Annotated in this window: 21 protein-coding genes and 1 tRNA gene; 18 read left to right on the top strand and 4 right to left on the bottom strand. The window is 67.8% G+C overall.

All coding sequences use genetic code 11. From position 1 onward, the window contains the following. The first annotated feature begins 18 nt into the window (after positions 1-18). The 4 genes from cobC (at position 19) to ACWCOV_RS36040 (ending at position 4,191) form a co-directional block, all read left to right on the top strand. Positions 19-1,068 carry an Rv2231c family pyridoxal phosphate-dependent protein CobC gene (gene cobC, locus ACWCOV_RS36025; protein WP_449833846.1) on the top strand — a complete coding sequence of 350 codons (1,050 nt, stop codon included), beginning with the start codon at positions 19-21 and terminating at the stop codon, positions 1,066-1,068. 101 nt (positions 1,069-1,169) lie between these two features. Then, complete coding sequence (locus tag ACWCOV_RS36030; RefSeq protein WP_449833847.1) at positions 1,170-1,712, top strand: BatC protein; 543 nt, start codon at positions 1,170-1,172, stop codon at positions 1,710-1,712. Beyond that, positions 1,709-2,956 (top strand): cupin domain-containing protein, encoded by a 1,248-nt coding sequence (locus ACWCOV_RS36035; protein ID WP_449833866.1) that lies wholly within the window; start codon positions 1,709-1,711, stop codon positions 2,954-2,956. The genes ACWCOV_RS36030 and ACWCOV_RS36035 overlap by 4 nt, the downstream gene beginning before the upstream one ends. A 608-nt stretch (positions 2,957-3,564) precedes the next feature. Further along, positions 3,565-4,191 carry a sucrase ferredoxin gene (locus ACWCOV_RS36040; protein ID WP_449833848.1) on the top strand — a complete coding sequence of 209 codons (627 nt, stop codon included), beginning with the start codon at positions 3,565-3,567 and terminating at the stop codon, positions 4,189-4,191. A gap of 86 nt (positions 4,192-4,277) precedes the next feature. Here ACWCOV_RS36040 and ACWCOV_RS36045 read toward each other — a convergent pair whose 3' ends face one another. Next, complete coding sequence (locus ACWCOV_RS36045) at positions 4,278-4,847, bottom strand: gamma carbonic anhydrase family protein (RefSeq protein ID WP_449833849.1); 570 nt, start codon at positions 4,845-4,847, stop codon at positions 4,278-4,280. 524 nt (positions 4,848-5,371) lie between these two features. Between ACWCOV_RS36045 and ACWCOV_RS36050 the strand changes: the two genes are divergently transcribed. Beyond that, positions 5,372-6,211, top strand: coding sequence for a phosphotransferase (locus ACWCOV_RS36050; RefSeq protein WP_449833850.1), 840 nt, complete (start codon positions 5,372-5,374; stop codon positions 6,209-6,211). Between the two features lie 229 nt (positions 6,212-6,440). Here the strand turns inward: ACWCOV_RS36050 and ACWCOV_RS36055 are convergent, their stop codons facing one another. Both ACWCOV_RS36055 and ACWCOV_RS36060 read right to left on the bottom strand, forming a co-directional pair. Then, on the bottom strand, positions 6,441-7,658 hold the full coding sequence (locus tag ACWCOV_RS36055) for an MFS transporter (RefSeq protein WP_449833851.1): 1,218 nt from the start codon (positions 7,656-7,658) through the stop codon (positions 6,441-6,443). 141 nt (positions 7,659-7,799) lie between these two features. Beyond that, on the bottom strand, positions 7,800-9,047 hold the full coding sequence (locus tag ACWCOV_RS36060; protein WP_449833852.1) for an MFS transporter: 1,248 nt from the start codon (positions 9,045-9,047) through the stop codon (positions 7,800-7,802). Between the two features lie 270 nt (positions 9,048-9,317). On the opposite strand from ACWCOV_RS36060, the gene ACWCOV_RS36065 reads away from it, so the two are divergent. From ACWCOV_RS36065 to ACWCOV_RS36080, 4 genes are all read left to right on the top strand, one after another. Beyond that, a tRNA-Ser gene (locus ACWCOV_RS36065) sits at positions 9,318-9,406 on the top strand. A gap of 549 nt (positions 9,407-9,955) precedes the next feature. Continuing rightward, a complete protein-coding gene (locus ACWCOV_RS36070) occupies positions 9,956-10,603 on the top strand; it encodes a DUF433 domain-containing protein (protein WP_449833853.1) in 648 nt (215 codons plus the stop codon). Further along, a complete protein-coding gene (locus ACWCOV_RS36075) occupies positions 10,603-11,040 on the top strand; it encodes a DUF5615 family PIN-like protein (protein WP_449833854.1) in 438 nt (145 codons plus the stop codon). The genes ACWCOV_RS36070 and ACWCOV_RS36075 overlap by 1 nt, the downstream gene beginning before the upstream one ends. A gap of 48 nt (positions 11,041-11,088) precedes the next feature. Continuing rightward, complete coding sequence (locus ACWCOV_RS36080; RefSeq protein ID WP_449833855.1) at positions 11,089-11,307, top strand: hypothetical protein; 219 nt, start codon at positions 11,089-11,091, stop codon at positions 11,305-11,307. A 588-nt stretch (positions 11,308-11,895) separates the two neighbouring features. Here ACWCOV_RS36080 and ACWCOV_RS36085 read toward each other — a convergent pair. Beyond that, the gene (locus tag ACWCOV_RS36085; protein ID WP_449833856.1) at positions 11,896-12,621 is read right to left on the bottom strand and encodes a GntR family transcriptional regulator; all 726 of its coding nucleotides are present in this window, start codon (positions 12,619-12,621) and stop codon (positions 11,896-11,898) included. Positions 12,622-12,897: 276 nt separating this feature from the next. Between ACWCOV_RS36085 and ACWCOV_RS36090 the strand changes: the two genes are divergently transcribed. From ACWCOV_RS36090 to ACWCOV_RS36130, 9 genes are all read left to right on the top strand, one after another. After that, positions 12,898-13,146 (top strand): DUF6284 family protein, encoded by a 249-nt coding sequence (locus ACWCOV_RS36090; RefSeq protein ID WP_449833857.1) that lies wholly within the window; start codon positions 12,898-12,900, stop codon positions 13,144-13,146. Positions 13,147-13,665: 519 nt separating this feature from the next. Next, the gene (locus ACWCOV_RS36095; RefSeq protein ID WP_449833858.1) at positions 13,666-14,004 is read left to right on the top strand and encodes a hypothetical protein; all 339 of its coding nucleotides are present in this window, start codon (positions 13,666-13,668) and stop codon (positions 14,002-14,004) included. A 1-nt stretch (position 14,005) separates the two neighbouring features. Then, positions 14,006-16,207: a cell division protein FtsK gene (locus ACWCOV_RS36100; RefSeq protein ID WP_449833859.1), complete on the top strand. Its 2,202-nt coding sequence runs from the start codon at positions 14,006-14,008 to the stop codon at positions 16,205-16,207. Positions 16,208-16,509: 302 nt separating this feature from the next. Continuing rightward, positions 16,510-16,740, top strand: a complete 231-nt coding sequence (locus ACWCOV_RS36105; RefSeq protein WP_449833860.1) for a hypothetical protein — start codon at positions 16,510-16,512, stop codon at positions 16,738-16,740. Beyond that, positions 16,740-17,159 (top strand): RRQRL motif-containing zinc-binding protein, encoded by a 420-nt coding sequence (locus ACWCOV_RS36110; protein WP_449833861.1) that lies wholly within the window; start codon positions 16,740-16,742, stop codon positions 17,157-17,159. The genes ACWCOV_RS36105 and ACWCOV_RS36110 overlap by 1 nt, the downstream gene beginning before the upstream one ends. Positions 17,160-17,183: 24 nt before the next feature. Then, complete coding sequence (locus tag ACWCOV_RS36115) at positions 17,184-18,062, top strand: bifunctional DNA primase/polymerase (RefSeq protein WP_449833862.1); 879 nt, start codon at positions 17,184-17,186, stop codon at positions 18,060-18,062. A gap of 41 nt (positions 18,063-18,103) precedes the next feature. Continuing rightward, complete coding sequence (locus tag ACWCOV_RS36120; RefSeq protein ID WP_449833863.1) at positions 18,104-19,153, top strand: AAA family ATPase; 1,050 nt, start codon at positions 18,104-18,106, stop codon at positions 19,151-19,153. An 86-nt stretch (positions 19,154-19,239) separates the two neighbouring features. Beyond that, complete coding sequence (locus ACWCOV_RS36125; RefSeq protein ID WP_449833864.1) at positions 19,240-19,446, top strand: helix-turn-helix transcriptional regulator; 207 nt, start codon at positions 19,240-19,242, stop codon at positions 19,444-19,446. Then, a complete protein-coding gene (locus ACWCOV_RS36130) occupies positions 19,446-20,813 on the top strand; it encodes a tyrosine-type recombinase/integrase (protein WP_449833865.1) in 1,368 nt (455 codons plus the stop codon). Before ACWCOV_RS36125 ends, ACWCOV_RS36130 begins: the two co-directional genes overlap by 1 nt. The last annotated feature ends 288 nt before the right edge of the window (positions 20,814-21,101 follow it).

The raw sequence follows: 21,101 nt of genomic DNA on the forward strand, positions 1-21,101 counted from the left end.
AGCGGTTAGCCTCCTGGGGTGGCCGATGGGTTTGATCTGGATCATCACGGCGATCTCGAGGTCGGCGGTGGGCTGGTCGACCTGGCGGTCAACGTCCGGGTGGGGACGCCGCCGGGCTGGCTGGTCGAGGAGATCGCGGGCAGTCTGAGCGACTTGGCGTCGTACCCGCGGCAGGAGGCGGCGCTGGCAGCGGTTGCCGCTCGGCATGGGGTGACGCCGGATCGGGTGCTGCTGACGGCCGGGGCGGCGGAGGCGTTCGTGCTGGTCGCGCGGGCGTTCCGGCCGCGACATGCGGTCGTCGTGCATCCGCAGTTCACCGAGCCGGAGGCGGCGCTGCGGTCGGCCGGGCATCTGGTGGACCGGGTGATCCTGCGGCCGGAAGACGGATTCGGTCTCGATCCGAGCGCCGTACCGGCCGACGCCGACCTCGTTGTCATTGGCAACCCGACCAATCCGACCTCCGTGCTGCATCGCGCCGACGACCTGCGCGAGCTGGCCCGGCCCGGCCGGGTCCTAGTGGTGGACGAGGCGTTCATGGACGCCGTACCCGGCGAGCCGGAGTCGCTCGCCGGCGCCTCGATTCCCGGGCTGGTGGTGATCCGCAGCCTGACCAAGACGTGGGGGCTCGCGGGGCTGCGGGTCGGCTACGTGCTCGCCGCGGCGGGGCTCATCGAACAGTTGGCAGCTGTGCAGCCGCACTGGCCGGTGTCCACTCCTGCGCTGGCCGCGGCGATTGCCTGCAGCAACGAGCATGCGGTCGTCGAGGCTGCTCAGGCCGCGGCTGTTCTGGATCGGGATCGTGCCTATCTGCTGGACGCGTTGGGAGATTCGGTCGCGACGTACGGCGTCCCGCGGGGACCTTTCGTGCTCGTGCGGGTCGAGGGCGCCGACGTACTGCGAAACGCCTTGCGGGAGCGGGGATACGCGGTCCGGCGTGGGGACACGTTCCCGGGACTCGGGGCCGACTGGCTGCGGATCGCCGTACGGCCGGAGGAGATCACCGACGCGTTCGTGAAGGTGTGGCGCGACCTGTGCGGCCATCGCCGTGGAACCGAGTGGCCGCTGTAACCGGAACGGGGTTTAGTCCGTCTCCCATTTGCGCACAGGATGGTCGCAGAGTGCCTGCTCACGTCCCGGCACTCGCGGCCACTTGCGAAGGGAGCAGCACGATGAGTCTGAACAACGACGACATGACGACCTCGTCCGACGGCGAAGAAGGCCTGGCGGACGGCGGCGCGACCGCGGGTGCGACGGATGGCGGTGCCGACGGCGGCGCCGGCGAGTACGGAGGCTCAGCCGGCTCGAGCGAGGGCAACGACACCACAGCCGGTGGGTACGGCGGTTCCGAGGGACCGGCCGACGGTGGAGCCAGTCAGGGCACGACTGATGGCGGTGCGGACGGCGGGGCTGGTGGCTACGGGTCCGGTGACGGCTCGGGTGGCTCGGGTGGCTCAGGTGGCTCAGGTGGTGAAGGGCCTGCTGATGGTGGGGCGATGCCGGGTGGCACTGATGGCGGTGCCGACGGTGGAGCCGGCAGTGAAGGGCCCGCGGACGGCGGCGCCTCGCCTGGTGTCAGCGACGGCGGCGCCGACGGAGGTGCCGATGGTGGCGCCGGGGGCGGCTCGGAAGGACCTGCTGACGGCGGCGCCGACCCGGGCGCGACCGACGGCGGGGCGGACGGTGGGGCCAGCGGGAGCTCCGGAAGTTGGTGAGGACGGTGCCGGGGGCCGGGCTGCTGCCGGACGAGCGCCCGGCTCTCCGGCGCTGTGTAGCAGGTGAGCTGGACGAGTTCGCGCGCTCCTACTGGGGGAAGCGCGCGCTGCTGTCACACGGTCCGGACCTGCCGGCGCCGTACGACGATCTGTTCAGCCTGGAGGCCGCGGACGAGTTGCTGTCCCGCCGCGGCCTGCGGACACCGTTCCTGCGGATCGCGAAGAACGGCGCGGTCGTCGGGGACAAGGAGTTCACCGGATCGGGCGGCGTCGGCGCGGAGATCGCCGACCAGGTGCGTGACGACAAGGTGGCCGCGCTGTTCGCCGACGGGCATACCGTCGTGCTGCAGGCGCTGCACCGCACCTGGCCGGCACTCGTCGACTTCGCCACGCAGCTGACGGTCGACGCGGGTCATCCGGTGCAGATCAACTCCTACATCACGCCTGCCGAGTCGCAGGGGTTCTCGGCGCACTACGACGTACACGACGTCTTCGTGCTGCAGGTGGCGGGCGAGAAGCACTGGACCGTGCACGAGCCGGTGCACGTCGATCCGCTGCGCAATCAGCCGTGGACGGACCACTCCGCGGCGGTTGCGGCTGCTGCGCGCGACAAGGCGCCGGTGGTCGACGACGTACTGCGGCCCGGGGACGCGCTGTATGTCCCTCGGGGATTCCTGCACTCGGCGAAGGCGCTTGGTGGGGTGAGCGCGCACCTAACGGTCGGCCTCCACACGATGACTCGCTACCTGCTTGTGCAGGAGCTGGCGGCACTCGCCGCGGACCAGGCCGCGTTGCGTGCTGCACTGCCGCTCGGCTCCGACCCTGCCGACCCCGCGCAGCTCAGCGAGCTCTTGCCGGAGGTGGCCGATCTCTTCATCAAGGAGATCCAGTCCGCTCGCCCCGACGAACTGGCGGCCCGTCTACGCCGCCGCACCTGGCCCACCAGTCGCCCCGCCCCACTGCCTCCCCTGGCCCACGCTGCCTCCATCGCCTCATTGGCCGTCGGCACCACAGTCCGACTCCGGCCCGGTCTGCGCTGCCGCGTCCTGCCGGGCGATCCGGTCACCTTCCAGCTCCCCGACCGCACCATCACCTTCCCGGCAACCACCCTCGACGCGGTCCAGGCGCTGTGCAACGGCACCGACCACAAGGTCGGCGAACTACCCGGCCTGGCCGAACAGGACCAGCTGGTTCTGGTACGACGCCTCCTGACCGAGGCAGTCCTCGTCGCGACGAGTGCGTAGATTGGTTGCGACTGGCAACACCAGGCTGAGGCCTGGTCAGCTCCGAGGTTGTGGCGTGAGGCGTGAGGCGGGCAGGCGTGGTGGCTGAAAGGTACCGACCAGAGACAGGCTGCGCCGCCCTGGCCGACCTCCGCGGCGACCCCCTCTTCGCCACCGCCCCACCCGCAACCCGCTGGCTCCTCATCGAATCCCACACCCCCTGGCCCCGCACCGCCCTCACCAGCCTCCGCCACCCGCCTTCCGCACCAACCGGTGGCCCGCCCGCGCCCTCTGCACCGAGCGGTGTCGCGCCCGCGCGTTCTGCACCGAGCGGTGTCGCGCCCGCGCGTTCTGCACCGACCGGTGCCGCGCCCGCGGCTTCTGCGCCGACCGGTGCCCCGCCCGCGCCTTCTGCACCTGGTGGGTCCGGGGTCGCGGCTTCTGGGCCGACCGGTGTCGCGCCCGCACCCTCGGCACCTGGTGGGTCCGGGGCATCCGGTGTGCTCGGTGGAGCCGGTGCGGACCTTGGCGCGGAGGTTGCACGGCGGTGTGCGGAACTGGGGTATCGGCCGGTGCTGATCCGGCGGTTCGGGCGGATTGACCGGCGGATGCCGCGGAGGTGGGGGTTGGTGGATTGCCGGCCGGGGCGGGAGTCGATGCGGTGGGGTGAGCTGCCGTCGGACGAGCATCTGCTGGACGTGCTCGCCGGCACGGATCCAGGTGAGCCCAGCGACGAGCCGGCGTACCTGGTGTGCACGCACGGACGGCACGACGCGTGCTGCTCCGTACGCGGGCGACCGGTGGCGGCCGCGCTGGCGGCTACTTATCCCGAACGCACCTGGGAATGCAGCCACATCGGCGGCGACCGGTTCGCCGCCAACGTCGTCGTCCTCCCGCACAGCCTGTTCTACGGTCACGTCTCAGCACCCCGCGCCGTCGAGCTCGCCAAGCACCACGACGAGGGTCTCGTCGTGCCTGACCTCCTCCGCGGATCAGGTGCGTTCATCCCTCCCGTCCAAGCCGCCCAGCACTACGCCCGCGCCGCCGGCCACTCCCTCGCCGTAGACGCACTCCTCCCGCGAGCCGTCCGCCAACTCCACCCCGACCACTGGCAAGTCGACCTCACCGACGGCACCGCGCAGCTCCGAGTGGAACTCTCAGTGCACCTCGACACCGTCGACGCCCGCCTCACCTGCGCAGGCCGAACCCCATCCCAAGTCCGCCGCTTCGAGCTGCACAGCCTGACCAGCCAATGACCCAGCCCGACAACCCGGGTGCCTGCGGTCGGCGGTGGGCCATTGATCCTGCTGACCTCAAGGCGGCTGGCCTTCCGACCACCCTGCTACTCGGGGTCGGGTAGCTGACGGTCATCCAGGTGGGCGCCGAAGAATGCTGATTGGCGGGCCATGATCTCGCGCATGGGTGTGCCGCGGGGGACGCCGTACACCGTCCCGGGGAAGTCCAACTCGCGCTGCACCTGCCAGAGCTCTTCATGCCGGTCGGGGGAGAAGAGCGTGGCCGGGTTGCCGGCCGCGATCCATCCGATCGGGAGGACCGTGCCGGGTTCCAGGCGCGAGTTCACGTGCAGCACGCTGTTGATCCGGAGTTCCGCGCCTGCGCCGGCGACCGAACCGGGGAACAACGCGGCGCCCGTGGCGATGAAGACCTCGTCCTCGACCGTGGCGCCGTTCACGTGTGCATGGGGACCTACCAGGACCGCGTCGCCGAGCAGGGCGGGATGGTCGGCCCGGCCGCGCACCAGGGCGTTCTCCATCACCACACTGTTCGCACCGAGACGGACCTCGCCGTTCTCCGCCGTCAGCACAGCACCGTGCAGGACGCGGCTGCCTTCAGCCAGTACGACGGCGCCGCAAAGCACTGCCGATGGTGCGACGTAAGCGGATTCGGGCACGACCGGTCGTCGGCCGCGGTGTTCGAGCAGCATTGCGCGCTGTCCCTTCGCTGAGCATCACCTCGTCCTCGTCAGCTGTACCCGTTTCGGCGTGCGGATCTCCACTGCCCGGGCCCTCACGCACCCGGGCGGCGGCGTCTCGGGCGGCCGGTCCACATCAGCGGTGGGAGGTTCGGTCGCCGGGACGATCCGGGGTGGAGAACCGCGAACGAGGAAAACATTAGAACAGATGTTCGATCGAATGCAACGAATCCTGACCCGTCAACTGTGATGTCTCAGGACATCGGTGACGGTTCTGCATCAGGACATCGGTGACTATGGATGTGTCAGGACTTCGGTGACGTTTCGGCCTGGTAGGCGCGGGTCCACTGGGTCTGCCGTTGCGCCGGGCGCGGGTCTGGTGTGTTCGATGAGGACCACTCCGTCGGTGTCGGCGACGGTGATCGTGTCGTCGCCGACGATAAGATGCGACCGGCGCTGGCGCTCGGAGCAGTCAAGATCCAACCGGCTTGGAGAAGCACAGTATGGCTCTGACAAAGGACGGGCCCCCGACGCAGGAGCTGCACACGCTGATTGCGTCGGCACTAGGCAACGAGCCGATTGACTGGCATCGGCCGCACACCGGACTGTCGGCCGCGTCCTTCGTCGTTGGCTTTGCTGACGGCTCGAGCGCCTTCGTGAAGGCTGCGGTCGATGACGCGGGAGCGAAAGGGCTCCGTACAGAGCATGAGATCGTCTCCAGTGTCGATAGCGACCTGGTCGCTCGAGAGCTGGCCTGGCTCGACGACGGAGACCGCCCGGTCCTTGTGATGGAGGATCTGCGTGCTGCGCATTGGCCGGCCGACCATGACCCGGTGACGTGGAAGCCCGGTCAGTTCGATCTCCTGTTCGCGGCACTGCGGCGGGTCGGTGAGCTGCCCCCGCCGGCATCCCTTCCGTCAGCCCGGGACGGATTCCGGCCGCAATGGCCGTTGATCGAGCGCGAGGCGGATGACTTCCTGGCGCTCGGCCTGTGCAGCGAGGCCTGGTTCAGCGCTGCGCTGGATGGACTGGTGGAAGCGGAGGGCAACGTCCCAGTCGGGGGTGATGCGCTGGTGCACAACGACGTCCGGAGCGACAATTTGTGTTTCGTGGGTCGACGCGTGGTGCTGGTGGACTGGGCCCAGGCCGTTCGTGGGAATCCGCAGCAGGACCTCGCTTCGGCACTCGCTACGTTGCCACTCGAAGGCGGCCCGGATCCGTTCGACGTACTACCTGAAGGAGGGCCTTGGGCGGCCACATCGCCGGTCAGTGCGCTCGCCGGGCCGCTCACGAGACGCAGGCTCCGCAGTGGCTCCGCAAGGTCTTTCAACGTATCGCCGTGATCTGCCTCAGCTGGGCATCCCGCTCGCTCGACCTGCCACCTTGGACCGGAGCCCGCTGGAGCGAGATCCGCTGACTATCGCGGCTGAGCGCGCTTGCTAACAAGAGCTCTGGACGCTCATAGACAACGGTCGACGGGCCGAGCGGATGACCGAAGTGTCACCACCAAGACCACCAGAACTGTCAGCGATGTTCTGCGACATGACATCCTGAGCCGTCAACCGCCTGGGTTCAGCGGCGCTGCGTGGTCGAGTGCGGCAGGACGCGATCGAGGATCAGGATCGTGGCGGCGGCCAGCAACGCCAGCGCCGAGAGGGCCAGCCACGGGAACTCGTGGCGGACCTCGAAGAGCTGCGCGAAGAAGGCCGGCGCCAGCACGGCCGCGAAGGTGAACGAGTACTGCCAGTAGGACAAGTACTTCCCATGCCCGACGACCGGCGCCACCGCCGCGGCCAGCGCGTTCGAGGTCGCCGCATGCAGTACGTCGGCAAACGCGAAGACCGCCGTGGCCAGGATCAGACCGGGCACCACGAGCGCGGTCGGGATGTGCAACAGCGACGCCATCAGCACGCCCCACACGGCCCAGGTCACACCGGCGACGATCAACACGTTCGTACGTCGGCGGTTCTCGGTGTGCCGCACTACCAGCGTCTGTCCAGTCGCCAGTACGACGGACACCGCCGCCAGCAACACGCCGACCAGCCACTTCGGTGCGGGCAGCGCTTCAGCCACGTACACCGGCAGCGCAACGCCCATCAGCATCGTGCAGAGCGCCAGGACGGTGTTGGCGCCGATCAGCACCAGGAACGGCTTGTCCTTGCGCAGCAGCGGAGCCGGCCCGGTGTCCTGCACCTGGCGCGTGTGGTGCGACGGGTGCAGCCGCAGCAGGAGCAGGCCGGCCAGGAAGAAGGTCACCGCGTTCAGAGCCATCGCAATGAGGAACGGTGTCTCGCCACCCGCGGCGAGCAGAGCACCAGCAGCCAGTGCACCGAGTCCGAAGCCGCCAGCCTGCATCATGCCGCCCAGACCGAACCACCTGTCGCGGTCACCCTCGTCGGCGACGTCCGACAGCAGGCTGAAGATCGACGACCAGAACACCCGCTGGCCGAACGTGGTCACCAGTGCGCACAGGAACAGCAGCCACAGCGACCGCCCGAAGAAGAACCCGGTGAACGCCAGCCCCTGTGCGAACTGCGACCCGACCACCAGATTGCGCGGCCCGAGGCGGTCGACCACCACCCCCACTGCGGCCGGCGCGGCAATCGAGAAGAGCGTCGCCACGGTCAGCAGCGTGCCCGCCGTACCCAGTGGGATCTCCGCGACCCGCACGAAGTAGAGCAGCAGCAGCGGTCCGGCGCAGCCGCCGCCGAAGGAGTCGATCGCCAGACCGACGAGCAGCGGTAGGCGGCCGCGGACGTTCGGAAGGCCGAGGGACGTGGCTGTAGGCATGACAGAGTGCTCCGATCGCATCGACTCGGCCCACTCGCAGCGCAGCTACGAGACCACTCCACCAGGGGTGTTCCCCTGACTACAGTTGGGGCTCTCGGCCAAAGACAGTAGCAAGTCCCGGCCGAGAGCCTCCAGCCCTTTTCAGTCGGCCACTGGGTCGCTGGCCGGCTCCCGCCGTACCGACACGTGTCTGAGCGGCCGCCACGCGACCACTGTCATCAGCACCATCGCCACGAACGCAATGGCGAACGGCGCGGCCAGGCCGAAGTTCTGCGCCAGTACGCCGCCCAGCGCCGAGCCGATCGCCGCGCCACCGACAGACGCCAGCATGTAGACGCTGTTCACCCGCCCCATCAGCGGCTCCGGTGTCGCAAGCTGGCGCGCTGTGGTCGACACGATGCCCCACACCACCGCATGCACGCCGAACACCGCCATCGTCGCGCCGGCGACCCACGGACTCCGCGTCAGCGCGAGGATGAGGTGCACTGTCGTCTCGATGACCAGACCGGCGCGCAGCAGGGTCAGCGAGCCGACACGCGGCTCCAGCAGGTGGTACACCGGCATGCCCAGCAGCCCACCGATCGCACCGACCGACACGAGCAGCCCGAACTGCGTCTCGCTCAGGCCGAGCCGCTCCCTCGCGAACAGCACCCAGGTCGCGAAGGCCGCACAGAACGTGATGTTCATGACCAGGATCGAGCACGCGAGCGTCCGCACACCCGCGTGCGCCCAGAGCCAGCGGACCCCGTCGCGCACTTCGCTCCAGAGCGCCGTACCAGACCTGTCTGGAAGCGGCGGACGTACGGCGACTCGTGCGATGAGGGCAGCCGCGGCGGCGAAGGTGACGGCGTCGAACACCAACGGTACGCCGGCACCGACAGCGAACAGCAACGCGCCAAGCGGCGGCCCGCCGAGCTGCTGCAACAGCGTGCCGGTGGCGAACAACCGGGCATTCGCCTTGCCCAGGTGCTCTTTGGGTACGGCGCTCACCAGCAGCGCACCCGATGCGTTGTCGGCCAGCGTCTCCGCCGTACCGAGCAGGAACAGCGCGACGTAGATCGCCCACAGCGGCGAGGTGTCCAGCAGTACGGCGGCGCCGAGGCCGGCGAGGACGAGCGAGCGAAAGATGTCGGCGGCAACAATCATCAGCCGGCGGTCGAGCCGGTCGACGAGCGCCCCGCTGAACAATGCGAACAGCAGCCACGGCAGCTGCTGGACGAACGCGGCCGCGCCGACCGCGGCGGGCTCACGGGTGATCGAGGCGACGAGCAGCGGCCCGGCGGCGAGCATCGCGCCGTCGCCGAGGTTCGAGATGATCGCGGCCGGCCAGATCTTGCCGAAGTCGGGGCCGAGCTCGGAGGGCAGCAGAGCGGTACGGAGGGATCGCATCCAGATCTCCTGAGGGCATGACGGAACAACCTGACAACCGGCGCCCTCCGGCGCCGGCGGGTGATCCGGTCAGTCGCTGATCAGCGAGCCGACCGGACGGTGCGTGCCATGTCCTCGAACAGCCGAGACATTGCCCTCACCTCCGTCCGCACAACCAGGCGGCCCGTCCGCCTCTCCGCAGACCCTACAGTCCACTCCCCGCCCCCGCACGCCCGTTAGCCCCGCCCCCGACCCCCGCGCTATCCTCGACGATCGGCGACCACGTCGCCTGGAGGGTTCGCATAGCGGCCGAGTGCGCTGGTCTTGAAAACCGGTATGGCGGGTGACCGTCATCGTGGGTTCGAATCCCACACCCTCCGCTCATCCCGACGCGAAATCGGGCTGCTGACCTGCGGAAACGCTGACGGGATCGGATCGGGAACCTGTCCGGCCGTGCCGCGCCGTGTCCGGCTGGCATCGACCATCTACGGCTGTTCGTGCCCGTATTGTGCCCGCGAGGAATGGAGGCGGTGTCGCGCCCTCCTGGCCCGGCTGGACCCACGTCGAGACTCCCCGGCCGGGTTTGCCTGCCCCTCGTGTTTCAGCGCTCCTGTTCCGGAGGAGAGCTGAAACATGAGGGCGTTCGGGCGAGTGGGACAGGTGGGACACCGAATGTCTCCTGCTGTCCCAGACATTTCTGCAGGTCAGCGCTGGTTCTGGGACAGTGGGACAGGTGGGACAACACCAGCCGGAGGCGTCGGCCGCGATCGACTGAGCCTCAGCACAGCGGGGGGCGCACCGAACCGTTGCCGTTCGAGTGTGTCCTGGTGGGACCCGAGAGTTCCCTGTCGCTGAATGCTCTGTTCCCATGACCTGCGGCGCTAGCATGCTGTACGGATCGAACGCGAGATGAGGGGGCGGCAACTCCGATGGCTTACCGACCACGTTTAGCGGCAGCCCTGTCTGGAGCATCGCTGCGCCAGCTCGCCTACTGGCGCCGTGGATCAGTGTCCCGCGATCCAATTCTCGTCCCCGAGGTATCCGCCCGGCCGGTGCTGTACTCATTCCGTGACGTCGTTGCATTGCGCACCTTTGTCTACCTTCGTAGCGAGCGCATATCTCTACAGAGAATCCGTCGGGCGCTGGACACACTGCAAGACATCGGCCGGGTCGAGCACCTGTCCAACTATCGCCTCGTCGCGGAGGGGCGCAGCGTGGTCCTGGTTCCGGAGGGCGACGCCTCGCCGATCGACCTTGTTGAGCACCCTGGCCATCATGTGACCGTCGTGATGAGTGACGTGCTCCGGTCGTTTGACGTCGATGAACGGCTGACCGTCCCTGACCTAATCAGGCCGCGCAACTACATTGCGGTCGATCCGGAGGTCCGTGGCGGCCACCCGGTGGTGTTGGGCACGAGGGTGCCGTTCGACCTCGTGGCTGGCCTCGTACGTGACGGCGTTGCGTACGACGAGATAGCAGAGTACTACCCCCAGGTAGGCGCACTAGCGGCCCAGGATGCGACCGATCTAGCCGACTACGTCGACCGCTATGGCCGGCGAGCTGATTCTGCAGCCTGATGCGGATCCTGTTGGACGAGGACGTTCCTGTGCAGGCAGTTGAGCCGCTCCGGCGCGTACTGAAGGGGCACAGTGTCACGACCGTTCACGAGTTAGGTTGGCTGAACAAGAAGGACATTCCGGTGCTCCGGGATGCGGCGCGTGCGGGCTATGACGTGTTCGTGACGAATGATGCCAACCAACTAGATGACATCTTCGAGACGGAGGCCATTAAGCGCAGCGGAATCCATCACGTCCGGTACAGGCAGAAGCCAGGCCTTGGACTGCACGGGCTAGGGCTCGCCCTGGGGGCAATTTTCGCTGCGATGCCGCCCTTGATCGCCGAGCTGGCAAACGAATCCAGCCAACGGCTTGTACGTATTACGGCAATCGATCCGCGCAGCAGGTATGAGATCACCGATCCGAAGAAGACACCGCCGAAGTACTGGCCACGGTGACTACATCCGCCCGCAAGTTTTCGACGATGATGCGCTGAGGAGGTCGCGATGCCTTACCGCTTCGTCAGGACCAAGGAATTTGTTGCTCAGTACTTGGAGAACAATCCTGGCAAAGATGGAATGCTCTGGATTGATCTGCTGACTGAGGCTGTGAACGCATCGGGAGCAGAGGTTGTGAGCGTCGGCTATGACGCCATTGCCGAGCCGATGACGATGTTGCTCAAGGTGGCGGAGGAAGCTCCGAGCAGGGGCGAGTCTCGGCTCTAGCGGGGTGTCCGCCCGCCGCGCGTCATGGTGCCGCGTGTATTCAGCCTTCGAAGTGACCGGAGGGGCTCGTGAGCCCGAACTTGAGCATGGCTTCCGTAGTGACGTCGCGAGCTGGCCGCTCAAATAGTGCGCCAGAGTTTCGGTGAGCCAGCACGACCGTTCGTACGTGCTGAAATCCCTGCGAAAGGTAGTACTTGTGCAAATCGGAATTCGTGCGCCACGCGTCCAGCCTCAGCAGTTTGCCGCCGAGCTGTGCGGTCTCACGACCGCACCAATCTAGGAGCGCTGACCCAAGGCCGCCGTATCCGTTGGCGGTCGCTATCTTGCTTACGTAACAGGCAGGATCTGCCAATTCACTTGGGGTCCAGAAGTCTGTGTCTCCGTTCGTACTGAGGATCGTTGTGCCGACGGCCTCATGCCCGTCACAGACGATGTAGGCCCGGCCAGCCTCAATGTCGGGAAGGACTTTGCTCGGGGCGAACCGGGGTGGCCATTGATTGATGCCGCGTGCGTGCAGCCGGGCAGTCGCGGCGGCTAGCACATCCAGAAACGCATCAAGATCAGAAGGCGCAGCCCGCCTAATGCTTGTCACGCTGGAACCTCGTAGAGAAGACGGTGTCGATCACCAGGAAGCACGCTTACGGTGCATCGAATCGGGGTGCCGTCTTTTGCGCTGCCAGTGCGAGTTTGGATCGTTACCGGAACGCCGGGGCCGATTTCGAGCATTTTCGCCTCGTCTGGTGTGGGCATCCGGCTTGTAATTTCGTCTAGGTAGGAGACCTGGACATGACCACGGTCAGCGAGGTGCACAGTCAGACCTGTGACAACGTCGGTCGGATCGAGGATTGCCGGAACCTCCTGGGCAAGCTCCATCGGGTAGTACGAATCGTTGATGTTCCAAGGCTGGTCATCAACGAGACGCACGCGCTGCCGGACGGCGGCCAGCCCACCAGGTGCGAGCTGCAGTCGCTCGGCAACGTCGGCCGGCGGTTGTACTACCGCGACCCTGATATCCGTCCTGGCCCGGCGGCCTTGTGCCTCTACGTCGTCTACCCAGGAGTCCACGCCCGTTGGCTTCCTGCGTGCTCGGCTCTCCGAGCGTGATGCGTAGATCCACACGGGCTCGCGGCGGCTGACGTGCCGCCCGCGTCCCTTGACGCTCGTGACGAGCCCGGCGTTCTCCAGTGTCCGTAGAGCGCCGCGCACCGTGTTCCTGGAGACGTTGTAGCGCTGCATGAGTTCGGCCTCGCTCGGCAGAGCTGCGCCGGGCGGGAGCTCGCCAGTCTCGATAGCTCTCCTCAGGTCACCCGCCATCGCCTCATGCAGATGCACCCCGGCTGCGGTTCGAGCTGGTCCATCGGTCGTCAACTGACTGCTCCTCTGATCAGTACCAACAGATCTGTACCAACAACTCTACCCAACAGCCTTGACTTGCGGGGGGTGGTCATGTGACGGTTACCCAGTGCCACCTGTTGGTACAGATTTGTTGGCACAGGTAAGACAGGTCAGTTCCGAATGTAGCGACGCCCCGGCGGGTGCAACCGCCGAGGCGTCTGGGTCGCACTAGTCCGTTGAGAAGGAGCACAACCCATGACCATCATCCACCTTTCGGTCCTCCGAGACGACGAACCGTCTGCCGCCGATCTGGCGGCAATTGAGCAGGAGTGGCCGCTGATCGCGGCCGAACGGGACTTGCTGGACGCCGAAATCGCGTTCGTCAACGCCGGTCCGAACGCGTCGGTCCTGGACCGTCGCCGGATCCGCCGGGCTGAGCGCCGGGTGTCGGAGATCGCCCGTGAGTTGGCCGTCCCCGCCGCTGGTGCGGAGGTCGTCGCATGAGCACGCCGCTTCGTACGTCGTATCCGGTCCCGGTGGAAGACCTGATCCCGGCCGCACGCCGTCTCGTGGTCGAGCTGGGCGAGGTTCCGTCGCAGAACCGCTTGATGAAGCACCTGCGGGTGGGCAAGGACAAGGCCAAGGCCGTCCACGCCGCCCTGATCGAGGAGCGGACCGAGACCCGCCCGGAGACGCACCTGCACTCGGTTCCCGACACCGACGAGACCGAGCCCGTGACCGAGACACCCGAGGCGGCCGCTGGGGACGTTGTGGAGACATTTGCGCAGGTCACACCGCCGGGAGACCCGGTTTCGGCGGAGCGCTCGGGCTGGCGGAAGTGGCTCCCGCGGCTGCGGTACCGGCAGAGCATCTCCCCCGCCGACGACGGCGCTGCGGAGACCGCCGCCGAGACCGAAGAGGACGCGCGGCCGGTGCGGTCGTGGCCGGTGCTGCTGCTGGCGCTGCCCGCGTTCGTCGCTGTCTGGTCCGGCTGGGTCGGACTAGGTGAGCTGACCGGATTCGGTGTCGTGCACCCGGCTGCCGGGCATCGCGGACGACTTCACCATCAACTCTGCGATCACGCTGCCGATCGGGGTCGAGACCTACGCCGCGTTCGCGCTGCGGGTGTGGCTGTCCGGCCGCGTCCCCGCCCGCGCACGCCGCTTCGCCAAGGCGTCCGCCCTCGCGTCGCTGGCGCTCGGCGCGCTGGGGCAGGTCGCCTACCACCTCCTGGACGCCCAAGGCGTCACGGCCGCTCCGTGGCCCATCACCACCGCCGTTGCCTGCCTGCCCGTCGCCGTACTCGGCATGGGCGCCGCGCTGGCCCACCTGATCCACACCCGCGAGAACGGGAGCCGCTGACATGACCGAGAACCACGCTGAGAACCTGCCCGAGCCGATCGACCTGGACGCCCACCGCACCCGCCGCGATGACGACCCGCGCCCGGCCGACGAAACCGCCGGCGCGGTGGTGCCGCTGTCGGCGCGCGAGGTCGAGAGGATGGACACCGCCTACGAAATCGCCCTGGACGGCGACGCCGACGACGACCCGGCGACCGGGAATGTGCTGGTCCCGGTGGACACCCCGGGACTCATGCTGCCTGTGCAGGAGGGTGCGCGGAATCCCATCATCCCCGTACATCTGCGGCCGGGGAACCTGCGCGGCACGGTCCGGCGGGCGCTGGTCCGCAGTGGTCACGTGGCTGCGTTCCACGCGGTCCGCACGCCTTGGTACGGCGTCAAGTTCGGCTGGTTCGCTGGTCGCGGTTTCACGCGGCTGGTGCGGAACCAGGTGAACTGGTGGTGGGTGCCGAACTCGTTTGCCCTTGAGCAGAAGGCGGCTGACGCTGGCGAGCTGAGGGAGTGGGAGAAGATCCACCGCCAGCTCAAGGCCACGCGGATGTGGCGCGGCGGTGTGCTGGCCGTGCAGAACCTGGGTCTGCTGATCGGTGCGCCGATCGCGTACACGTCGGCTCCGGGTGCGGCTCTGGTCGCGGCTGGTGCAATCGCGGCCGGTGCTCTGGCGCACTACGGACGCCCGGCCGGTCAGACCCTGATCGGTACCGCAGTCGTCGCGCCCAGGTACCGCAAACTCACCTCGGACGTGGTTCTACGTGCCTACTACGCTGCGGGTTTGGGTAATCCGGACAAGGCGGACCAGCAAGTGACGTTCGGGTCGATCATGTCCCGCGACGCCTCCGATACCGGTACTCAGGTCGTGATCGATCTGCCGTGGGGCAAGTCGTGGTCCGACGTGCTGAAGTCGCGGGAGAAGATCGCCTCCGGCCTGGACGTGCACATGCGGCAGGTGTTCCTGACCGAGGACGACACGTCCAGCCGCCGTCACGTGCTGTTCGTCGCCGACAAGGATCCCCTCGCGATCCCGGCCGGTCGCACGGACATGCTGGACGGTAAGCAGCGGTCGATCTGGGAGCCGATGCGGCTCGGCAAGGACGAGCGCGACCGGCTGGTCGAGCTGTCGCTGATGTGGTTCTCGGTTCTCGTCGGCGCGCAGCCCAGGAAGGGCAAGACGTTCACCGCGCGCCTAGTCGCGCTGCACGCCGCGCTCGACCCGTGGGTGAAGCTGATCGTTGTCGACGGCAAGAAGTCGCCGGACTGGCTGGGGTTCCGCAAGGTCGCGCACCGGATGGTGTTCGGCGAGCTGCCCAACCCGCTCGACGACGACCCGATCGGGCACCTGCTCGCCGTCCTGGACGAGGTGCTCGACCACATCGACAAGGTCAACGCCAAGCTCACGTCCCTGCCGGTGGACGAGTGCCCGGACGGCAAGCTCACCCCGCAGCTCTCCCGTGACCGCCGCTACCCGGAGCTGCGGGTGATGGTGCTGGTGATGGAGGAGTTCCAGGTGTACTTCGAGACCGCCAGCCAGGAGGTGAACAAGCAGGTCGCGGACAAGCTCTCCAAGATCCTCGCGATCGGCCCGAGCGCTGGCGTGATCTTGGTGTCCAGCTCGCAGAAGCCGTCCGGTGTCGGCGCGGGTGACGTGCAGCGGCTGTTCAACCGCTACCGCGACAACCACACCATCCGGTTCGCGCTCAAGTGCGGCAACCGTGACGTGTCGATGGCCGTGCTCGGTGGCGACGCCTACGCCGAAGGCTACGACGCGTCCTCGCTGCCGGTCGGGGACAAGTTCCGGGGCGTCGGCTACCTGTACGGGGCGAGCGACCACACCCCGACCGTGCGCGGGTTCCTGGCCGACGGCAAGGACGCGGACAAGGTCCTCGACGCCGCCCGCAAGCACCGCGAACGGCTCGGCACCCTGTCCGGCGACGCGGCCGGGGAGGAGCTGGCCCGCGAGAGCCGCGATGTGCTGGCCGACATCCTCACCGTGCTCGGTGCCGACACCGCCGCGCACTGGGAGGCGATCGCCGGACGGCTCGCCGAGCAGATGCCCGAGCAGTACGACGGCACCACGCCCGACGCGATCTCGGCTCAGGCCCGCGCACTCAAGGTCCCCTCGCGCGACGTGAAGCGAGACGGCGTCAACCGCAAGGGCTGCCGCGCCGACGACATCCGCGCCGCGATGGACCGCCGCAACACGTAACTCACCGTGACCAAAGCGGGTGGGGTGGTCGGCCGTCGAAGGTAGCGCACCAACGGCTACCGGTAGCGGCACCGCTACCCCACACCGCTACCCCAAATCTCATAGCTGACCAGGCCGTATTTCCGCAGGTAGCGGGTCGCGGCTCTGGCTCATCACGCCCAAAATCCGGCCTCAGGAGGCTTCCCATGCTGTCCCGCGCCGCTACCTCTACCTTCAACACCGCTACCCACAGTAGCGACCCTGCCGCTACTCTCACCGCCGCCGTCCACACCGCCGGCCAGGTCGCCACGGTCCTACTGATCGTGACCGTCGCTGTCGGCCTGTACCTGCTGAGCTGCCTGATCTGGCCGTTCGGCAAGTGCCGCCGCTGCAAGGGCGCGGGCAAGTTCAAGTCCCCGTTCGGCCGCGCGTACCGCCACTGCGGCAAGTGCCAGGGCAGCGGCCTGCGGGTCCGGCTCGGACGCCACATCGTCAACCACATCCGCGCCGTCCGGGGAGCCGGGCAGAACTCGACCAGCAAGGGCAACCGATAGTGGCCGCCGCGCTCGGAGTCAGCCTCCACCCGGCCCGCTCGGTCTACGTCGAGCTGTGGAACGGCAAGTACGCACTTGGGTGGGAGTACTACGGGACGCCGGTATTCAGGTTCGGCTGGGCACCCGCCGGTCTGGCCACTCGCCGCCAGCTCCGCGCCATGCACATGTGCCCGGGAGGACAGGAGCCCTACGCGCTGCTGGCGTGGCGCAAGGGCAAGCGCTGGGCATGGCTCTACCGGCTCGACCTCGCCAAGCCTTCCCGGCGCGCAACCCCGGCAGTCCTCAACGCCCTGGACAAGGCGATGCGCGCTCGTCGTACCTGCGGGCAATGCCACCGCGAACAGACCTACTGCATCCCCACCTCGGACGGCCGGTGCGTCGACTGCATCGACGCCGCCGACTACGCCCACGCCGCTTGACCCATCTCGGAGGAGGAACCACCAATGAACGACCTGCTGAACGCCGCCCTCACTGCCGCTTTGCGCGGCTGGCACGTGTTCCCGCTCGTCCCGGACGGCAAGCGCCCGGCGGTAGAGGACTGGGAGCACCGCGCCACCACCGACACGGCGCGGATCGAGCGTTGCTGGTCTGCTGGCCCGTACGGCGTCGGCATCGCGTGCGGCCCGTCCGGCTTGGTCGTGATCGACCTGGACCAGCCCAAGCCCGGCCAGACGGCACCGGAGGCGTGGCGCAAGCCAGGTTTCACCTGCGGAGCTGACGTGCTCGCCGATCGCGCGGACGCGGCGGGAGAGTGCTATCCCTGGAACACCCACACCGTGCTGACGGGACGCGGCGGCGAACACCTCTACTTCGCTGCCCCGGCTGGGATCGAGCTACGCAACACCCAAGCTCGGCTCGGCTGGCTGATCGATACCCGCGCACACGGTGGCTACGTCGTTGGAGCCGGTTCTGTGGCCTCAGGACGCCGCTACCGCGCCGTCTACGACATCACCCCGGCTCCCCTTCCGCAGTGGCTCACACAGGCGCTCAGGCCCTCCCCCGCGCCGGTTCAGCAGGCCGCGCCCGTCCAGCTCGAAACGGGCCGCCGGTCGGGCTACCTGGATGCCGCGATCCGGGCCGAAGCCACCCGTGTTCGGGCTGCCTGCGAGGGGCAGCGCAACCACGTGCTCTACACCGCTGCCGTTGCTCTCGGGCAGTTGGTTGCCGGTGGCTCCCTCACCGAGCCGGACGTACGCGCTGTCCTCGCTGACGCTGCGTCGGCACAGATCGCGTCCGGTGCGTACACGGCATGGGAAGCCGACAAGACGATCTCATCCGGGCTGAGGGCCGGAGCGAAGCGCCCGCGTCAGGTGGCTGCGTGATGGAACCCGCGTACGAGCCCGATCCGGACGAGACGTACCGGATGGCTGAGGTGATCTACCCCGACTGGCTGCCGCCGCTCGAGGAACGGTCCGGTCCCGAACCGGCTCGCCCGGCGAAGGTCGATCCGTTCGCGAACGCATGGACGGCCGATCGGTTGATGGCACAGGAGTTTGCGCCGCCGCGCTGGGCTGTGCCCGGCCTCATCCCAGAAGGGTTGTCGCTGCTGGCCGGCGCACCCAAGGCCGGGAAGTCGTGGCTGTCGCTCAATCTCGCGCTCGGCATCGCCGCCGGTGCACCGGTCCTTGGTGAAGTGTCCGTTGATCCGGGCGAGGTGCTGTACCTCGCCCTGGAGGACACCCCTCGACGGCTGCAAAGCCGTATGGGCAAGATCCTCGGTGGCAACCCGGCACCGGCCGGACTGACGTTGTTGACCGAGTTCCCGACCCTGCCCGCCGGTGGCGCAGACGCCATCTGTGGATGGCTCGACACCCGGCCGAATGCGCGCATGGTTGTTATCGACGTGTTCGCGAAGATGCGCGGAACAAGCCCGTCCGGCGTCAACCCGTACGACGCCGACTACGCCGCCATGGGCCGCGCGAAGCGCATCGCGGACAACTACGGCATCGCGGTCGTCCTCGTGCACCACCTGCGGAAGATGGCCGCCGACGACTTCACCGCCGAGCTGTCCGGCACTAACGGCATCGTCGGGGCGGCCGACACGATCATGGCGCTGAAGCGGCCACGTGGTGAGGCTGACGGCGTACTCCACATCACCGGCAGGGACGTAGACGAAGCCGAACGCGCGATGCGCTTCGACTCAAACACCGGCACCTGGGAGCTACTCGCGGGGGCCGCTGTCGACCACACCTTGCACCGCACCCGCGCCGGGATCTTGGCCTACCTGCGGCAGTCGCCCGGAGCAACCCCCAAGGCCATCTCTGACGCGCTCGGGGAAGACCGCGACACCATCCGCCGCACCTGCGCACGCATGGCCGACGACGGCCAACTACGCCGCCGCGACGGAGGCCGCTACTTCCCGCCCGACACCGGGCCTGTCCCAGGTGTCCCAGAGTCCCAGCACCTCATCTGACCAGCGCAAGCACCTGGGACAGGCGCGCGGAGGCCTGTCTCAGGTGTCGCAGAAACCCGACATGTACGCATCGAAGGAGACGCATCGTGGCGACGCCCACAACAGCGATCAGCAGCCGGGAACGGCTGACCGTGAATGAGGTTTGTGCCGACCTTGGTGTTTCGCGCTCGACCTTCTACGACTGGCGAGCCAAGGGAACCGGGCCGCGCTGCATCAAGTTGCCGAACGGGGAGATCCGCGTTCGCAGGATCGAACTCGAACGCTGGCTGGACAGCCGGGAGGAGGCCGCCTGATGGCAGGCTCACATGACGTACGGATCTGGCCGAAGATCCAGAAGAACGCCTTGAAGCGTGACCGGTTCAGTTACACGGTTCGGTGGCGAGTTGCCGGTGAGCCGTTCAAGAAGACCTTCCAGACATCGGCTCTCGCAGACACTGAGCGATCCACACTCGTTACCGCTCAGCGCAACGGGGAAGCGTTCGACACCGAGACGGGACGGCCAGTCTCAGAGGCGAGGACCGTGGCGATGCCGTGGTACGAATTCGCCTGCAAGTACGTGGATCTGAAATGGCCACGCGCCGCCGCGACCACCAGGCGCAGTATCAGCGACTCGCTCGTCTCAATCACGCCCGTGATGCTCAGCACCGACAAGGGCATGCCCGACGCGAAAATTGTCCGCAAAGCCCTGCACGGTTGGGCATTCAACACCAGGCGACGCAACGGCGAAATGCCCGACGACGTACGAGCCGCGCTCGTATGGGTCGAGAAGAATTGCAGGCCAGTGTCCGCGCTAGAACGCGGCGAGACTCTGCGGGCCGCGCTCAACGCATTGGCTAGCAAGCTGGACGGCAAACCGGCGGCAGCGACAACAACCGCGCGGAAGCGCGCCGTTTTCTCGAACGCGCTCGACTACGCCGTCGAGCTGGACTTGCTCGATCGCAACCCGATCGGCTCGATCAAGTGGACCGCGCCAAAGCAGGCAAGCGCTGCGGTCGATCCCCGGACCGTGGTGAACCCGACGCAGGCGCGTGCGCTTCTCACCGCAACCGGGGAGATGCCCGGCAGCGGACCGAGAATGGTCGCGTTCTTCGCGGTCATGTACTACTCAGCCTTGCGGCCAGGGGAAGCCGTGAACCTCCGACGCTCGCAGTTGGTACTGCCATCGGTGGGGTGGGGAGAGATCCTGCTCGAACAGTCGAGTCCGTACGCCGGAGCGGTCTGGACGGACGACGGGGACGACCGGGATCACCGTCAGCTCAAGCACCGCGCCATTGGCGAGGTCAGGCCGGTGCCGTGTCCGCCCGCGCTCACAGCGATCCTCCATGAGCACCTGAAGGAGTACGGCACTGATGCAGACGGGCGGTTGTTCTGGGCAACACGCGGAGGCGACCTCCCGGCGGTCACGTACCAAACCATGTGGAAGAAGGTGCGGGAACGGGCCTTCGGCAAGAAGGACGCGGCGGCTTCGAAGCTCGCCAAGCGGCCGTACGATCTACGGCACGCGGCCGTGTCCACCTGGCTCGCGGGCGGTGTGGAAGCGCCCCGAGTAGCTGCCTGGGCAGGGCACAGCGTCGACGTGCTGCTGAGGGTCTACGCCAAGTTCCTAGATGGGCAAGAGGAGGTGGCGCGCAAGCGCGTTGAGGCCGCCCTGAGCGCCTGATATCCCCCGATCCGATCGGCTCGTCTCAGCTACCTGAGGCGGGCCGATCGCTGCTTTGCGGGGCCAGGAATCGGCGCTCTGTGCCCGCATAGTGCCCGCGTGCCTCCGCTCACGTCCGCAGCGCCGGAGTCTGCCCAGGTCAGAGCCCATTTCCAGCCTGCAAGCCATCCGGCCTTGAAAACCGGTATGGCGGGTGACCGTCATCGTGGGTTCGAATCCCACACCCTCCGCTCTGTGATGTCTCCAGACATACCGGACAGGTGAACCCACGATTCGTGGGTTCACCTG

It is taken from the genome of Kribbella sp. NPDC002412, assembly GCF_053592935.1.